Origin of the sequence: Amaricoccus sp., assembly GCF_036846665.1 — a bacterium.
GTDB lineage: Bacteria > Pseudomonadota > Alphaproteobacteria > Rhodobacterales > Rhodobacteraceae > Amaricoccus.
The window spans coordinates 1-5,447 of record NZ_DAIUBO010000245.1 but is presented as its reverse complement, the minus strand read 5'-3'; the positions used below and the strand labels follow the sequence as shown (position 1 = coordinate 5,447).

The following is a 5,447-nucleotide window of genomic DNA, read 5'->3' as shown; positions in this document are numbered from 1 at the left end:
GAGGCCTCGCTCGATGCCGGCGAGCGCGGCTTCGGCTTGCAAGAATGCGCCTATGTCGGGGTCTTCCTCGTCCTCGGCCCCATCATCCTCGCCCTCCTCCTCGGCCCCCGCCTGCTGCCGGTGCGCGAGAACCGCGCGCTCCCGCCCGACCTCAGCCGCCACGCCCGCACCCTGGTCGAGCAGTTCCGCCTCGACAGCGACATCCACCAGCTGCGCGTCCGCCCCGAATCGCCCCTCGTCGGCCGGCCGCGGGCGGAACTCGCCTTCGACGGCAGCCCCGGCGTCTCGCTCCTCACCGTCCAGGAGGCCGCCGGCAGCGGCGCCGCCCGGCTCGGCGCCATCGAGGCCGGCGACCTGATCGCGCTGCGTGCCGATGCCGACGACGTCGCCGAGCTCGCCGCCGACCTGATGCTCAGCCCCGCCGATGCCGAGGGGGTGAAGTTCGAGGTCGGCCTCTTCACAACCGCTTCCGGCCTCGCCGAGGTGATCATCCCGCCCCGCTCGCCGCTGATCGGCGAGCGCCTCTTTCCCGGCATGGTCACGCCGAGCGGCAATCTCGTCGTGCTCGCGCTCCAGCGCCAGGGCATCGACCTCGCCCCGGGCCAGCCGCTGAAGAAGGGCGACACGCTCCTCCTCCAGGGCACCTGGGAGGCGCTCGAGACCTATATCGCCCCGCCCGAGGCGCTGGTCGTCGACAGCCCCGAGCTCGTCCGCCGCCAGGTGGTGCCGATGGGCCGCAACGCCGCGATCTCGCTCGGCATCATGGCGGTGATGGTCGTCCTGCTCGCCACCGGCCTCGTCCCCGCCGCCGCCGCCGGGATCCTCGCCGCGGGCGCGGTGCTGCTCTTCGGCATCCTCAACGTCGAGGAGATCTACCGCTCGATCAACTGGACCACCGTCATCCTCGTCGGCGCGATGATGCCGCTCTCCACCGCGATCACCCAGACCGGCGCGGCGAAGCTGATGGCCACCTATTTGATCGACGCCGTCGGCGGCTTCGGCCCCCGCGCGCTGCTCGCCGGGCTCTTCATCCTCACCGGCGCCCTCGGCCAGGTGATCTCGAACACCGCGACCGCGCTCATCATCATCCCGATCTCGGTCGTCGCCGCCGAGCAGATGGGGGTCTCGCCGCAGCCGGTGCTGATGTCGGTCGCCGTCGCGGCCGCCGCCTCGTTCCTCACCCCGGTCGCCACGCCGACCAACCTGATGGTGATGGAGCCGGGCGGCTACCGCTTCGGCGACTACTGGAAGTTCGGCCTGCCGATGATGCTCTGGTTCTTCCTGATGGCCGTTTTTGTGGTACCGCTGATCTGGCCGTTCTGACATCGACGGGAATCGCGCAACAGGGAGAACGCGCATGTCCGATCTCGAAGCCGTCCTCGACCGCATCGACGCCGACCTCGATCAGGCCATCGAGCGCCTCTTCGCCACCCTGCGCCTGAAGTCGATCTCCACCGATCCGGCCTATGCCGCCGCGACCCGGGCCTGCGCCGAATGGCATGCCGCCGACCTCGCCTCCATCGGCTTCGAGGCGAGCGTGCGCGACACCGCGGGCCATCCGATGGTGGTCGGCCACGACCGCGCGGCCGCGGGCACCTCCCTGCTCTTCTACGGCCATTACGACGTGCAGCCGGTCGATCCGCTGGAGCTCTGGGAGCACGATCCCTTCGAGCCGCGCATCGTCACCCGCGCGGACGGATCGAAGATGATCGTCGCCCGCGGCGCCTCCGACGACAAGGGCCAGCTGATGACCTTCGTGGAGGCCTGCCGCGCCTGGAAAGCGGTGACCGGCGCCCTGCCGCTGCCGATGACCATCCTGCTCGAGGGCGAGGAGGAATCGGGCGGCGAGAACCTGCCGCCCTTCCTCGACGCCAATATCGAGGAGCTGCGCGCCGACCTGGCGCTGATCTGCGACACCAGCATGTGGGACGCCCGCACCCCGGCCATCACCACCTCGCTGCGCGGCCTCTGCGGCGAGGAGATCATCATCCGCGGCGCCGACCGCGACCTGCATTCGGGATTCTACGGCTCGGCGGCGGCCAATCCCAACCACGTGCTCGCCCGCATCCTCGCCGATCTGCGCGACGGGGAGGGCCGCGTCACCCTGCCGGGCTTCTACGACGGCGTCCCGGACCTGCCCGAGGCCCTGCGCGCGAGCTGGGCGAAGCTCGACTTCGACCCGGACGCCTTCCTCGGCGAGGTCGGCCTCGCCCAGCCCGCTGGCGAGAAGGGCCGCAGCGTGCTCGAGCAGACCTGGTCGCGCCCGACCGCCGAGGTCAACGGCATGGGCGGCGGCTACCAGGGCGAGGGCTTCAAGACGGTGATCCCGGCCCAGGCCTCGGCGAAGATCTCGTTCCGTCTGGTCTTCGATCAGGACCCACACAAGATCCGTGCCGCCTTCCGCGACTTCGTGAAGGCGCGCATCCCCTCTGATTGCAGCGTGGAGTTCATCGAGCACGGATCGGGCACGGCGGTCGCCTTCGACACGGACGCGCCGGCCTTCCAGAAGACCCAGGCGGCGCTGACCGACGAATGGGGCCGCGATGCCGCCTTCGTGGGCGGCGGCGGATCGATCCCGGTCACCACGCTGCTCAAGGAAAGGCTCGGCATCGACGTGGTCATGGTCGGCTTCGGGCTCACCGACGACCGCATCCACAGCCCCAACGAGAAATACGACCTGCAGAGCTTCCACAAGGGCATCCGCTCCTGGGCCCGCATCCTCGCGGCGCTCTAGCCGACCGCCGGTGGCGCCGGGCGCCTCAGGCGCCGGCGTTCTCCTCCTGCCTGAGCGAGCGGATCTCGTCGAGATAGGCGCCGATCACCGCGCCCTCCGGCACGACGCCGAGAAGCCTTCCGTCGTCGGCGACCAGCGGCACCGCGCCGCCGGTGAAGCCGCGCATCCGCTCCATGGCTTCCAGGAGCGTCGTGCGCTCGCCGAAGATCACCAGGTCGGCAGCCACCAGGTCGCGCAGGCGCATGTCCTCGGGACGGGTCACCGCGTCCTGCAGGCGGACCACGCCGCGAAACCGCCCCGCCCCGTCCGTGAGGAAGGCCTCCGCATACCCCGAGGCCGCGAGCCGCGCGATCAGCGTCTGGACCGGCTGCTCGGGCCCCAGCGCCACGTAATCCGCGCTCACGTGCCGCGCCACCTTCCGCCGCCCCAGCACCGCGCGGTCGCGGCCCTCCCGGAGATTGAACCCGCGCTCGCGCAGCTGCACGTCGAAATAGGACCGGCCGAAGACATGGTTGGCCACGAGATTCGAGAAGACCACCGCCACCGTCGCCGCGATCGCCAGATCGTAATTGTGGGTGAGCTCGAAGACGATGAGGATGGTGCTGAGCGGCGCGCCGATCACCGGGCTGGTCACCGCCATCATGCCGCAGATCGCGTAGGGCAGCACCCCGGTCAGATCGAGCGGCAGGAGCTGCGCCACCCCGAGCCCGTAGAGCGTCCCCCCCAGCACCCCGATCATCAAGGCCGGGCTGAAGACGCCGCCCACGAAGCCGAAGCCGAGGCAGAGCGCGGTCATGGCGAGCTTGGCCACCAGCAGCACCGCCAGCCCGCCCGCCGACAGCGATTCCGCCCCGATCACCGAGGCCAGCGTGTCCTTGCCCACGCCGAGCACCCCGGGGACCGCAAGCGCCACCAGCCCCAGCACCAGCCCGGCGAAGGCCGGCCGCAGCCAGGGCGCCAGCGGCGAGCGCTCGGCGATCCGCGTCGCGGCGAAGATCGCCGTCATGTAGGCCACCGCCAGGAAGGCCGCGAGCAGTCCCTCGATCGCGAAGAGCACGAATTCGTAACCGTGCCCGACGCCGTCGAACGCCACGAGAAAGAGCGCCGGCCGCACCAGCACCGCGCTCGAGATCAGGTATCCCGTCACCGCGGCCACGGCGACCGGCGCGAAGGCCCGGAGCGAATAATGCCGCAGCACGACCTCATGGGCGAAGATCAGCCCGGCGATCGGCGCGTTGAAGGCCGCCGCGATCGCCGCCGCCGCGCCGCAGGCCATGGCGATGTCCCGCAGCCCCGCGAGCCGCCGCCCCAGATGCGCGGAGATCGAGCCGATCGTGGCGCCGAGATGCACAAGCGGGCCGTAGAGCCCCACCGAGGCCCCCATGCCCAGCGACACGAGCGCCGCCAGCGCGGTAACGAAACCGGCCCGGAGCGGCGGCGCCGGCTCGCGCCCTTGGACCGCGAGGATCGCATCCGCCGGCCCCAGCGCCGCGCCCCCGGCCAGCCCGATACGCAGGATCTGCCCGACCGCCAGCCCGCCCGCCACCGGCACCAGCACCGTCAGCAGCGCCAGAAGCCCCGGCCTCTCGGCGAAACCCGCGCGCGTCGCGGGCGAGATCGGCAGGAGGGCATTCGCCCAGGCGACCGCATCGGCGAAACCCACCACCGCCAGCCCGACGGTGCCACCAGTGACGACGCCGAGCGCCGAGACGAGAAGAATCCGTCCGGGGCTTCGCATGGGGTCCCTTGCTGCTCGCCGCGCCACCCTATCGCCGGACCGGCGTTTGGCAAACGGCTTCGCCTCCGCCGGGGTGCCGGAAACACCCTTGCGGCCAAGGCACCGGCCTCTATAACCGCGCCAATTTGCCGGCCGAGGGTTCTAGGCCACCCCCGGACCGGCGGTCCCGCGAACACGAAGGCGACCCATGCCGAAACGTACCGACATCCGCTCGATCCTGATCATCGGCGCGGGGCCCATCGTCATCGGCCAGGCCTGCGAATTCGACTATTCCGGCGCCCAGGCCTGCAAGGCCCTGCGCGAGGAAGGCTACCGGATCGTGCTGGTCAATTCCAATCCGGCCACGATCATGACCGACCCGGGCCTCGCGGACGCCACCTATATCGAGCCGATCACGCCCGAGGTCGTCGCGAAGATCATCGAGAAGGAGCGCCCCGACGCGCTCCTGCCCACCATGGGCGGCCAGACGGGGCTCAACACCGCCTTGAGGCTCGCCGATATGGGCGTGCTGGAGCGCTTCGGCGTCGAGCTGATCGGCGCCAAGCGCGCGGCCATCGAGATGGCGGAAGACCGCAAGCTCTTCCGCGAGGCCATGGAGCGCATCGGGCTCGAGAACCCGCGCGCCACCATCGCCAATTCGCTCGAGGAGGCGCTCGACGCCATCGAGCACGTCGGCCTGCCGGCGATCATCCGCCCCGCCTTCACGCTCGGCGGCACCGGCGGTGGCGTCGCCTACAACCGCGAGGACTACGAGCGCATCTGCAAGACCGGGCTCGCCGCCTCGCCGGTCTCCCAGATCCTGGTCGACGAATCGCTGCTCGGCTGGAAGGAATTCGAGATGGAGGTGGTCCGCGACAAGGCGGACAACTGCATCATCGTCTGCTCGATCGAGAACGTCGACCCGATGGGCGTGCATACCGGCGATTCGATCACCGTCGCCCCGGCGCTGACGCTGACCGACAAGGAATACCAGAT

Annotated in this window: 4 protein-coding genes; 3 read left to right on the top strand and 1 reads right to left on the bottom strand. The window is 70.6% G+C overall.

Annotated features, from left to right (window positions below; genetic code table 11):
• Both V7050_RS17730 and V7050_RS17725 read left to right on the top strand, forming a co-directional pair.
• Positions 1–1,323 (top strand): SLC13 family permease (locus tag V7050_RS17730; protein WP_324410938.1); only part of this gene is annotated, 1,323 nt, incomplete at its 5' end.
• 34 nt (positions 1,324–1,357) lie between these two features.
• Positions 1,358–2,734, top strand: a complete 1,377-nt coding sequence (locus V7050_RS17725; protein ID WP_324368157.1) for a M20/M25/M40 family metallo-hydrolase — start codon at positions 1,358–1,360, stop codon at positions 2,732–2,734.
• 25 nt (positions 2,735–2,759) lie between these two features.
• Here the strand turns inward: V7050_RS17725 and V7050_RS17720 are convergent, their stop codons facing one another.
• Complete coding sequence (locus V7050_RS17720; RefSeq protein ID WP_324368155.1) at positions 2,760–4,472, bottom strand: chloride channel protein; 1,713 nt, start codon at positions 4,470–4,472, stop codon at positions 2,760–2,762.
• A gap of 187 nt (positions 4,473–4,659) precedes the next feature.
• On the opposite strand from V7050_RS17720, the gene V7050_RS17715 reads away from it, so the two are divergent.
• Positions 4,660–5,447, top strand: a 788-nt coding sequence (locus V7050_RS17715; protein ID WP_442885709.1) for a carbamoyl phosphate synthase preATP-grasp domain-containing protein, incomplete at its 3' end; no start/stop codon positions are given.

What these genes read in the sequence shown, in the direction of transcription:
- V7050_RS17725 (WP_324368157.1), top strand. Translation starts at nt 1,358, where the DNA reads ATGTCCGATCTCGAAGCCGTCCTCGACCGCATCGACGCCGACCTCGAT.
- V7050_RS17720 (WP_324368155.1), bottom strand. Translation starts at nt 4,472, where the DNA reads ATGCGAAGCCCCGGACGGATTCTTCTCGTCTCGGCGCTCGGCGTCGTC.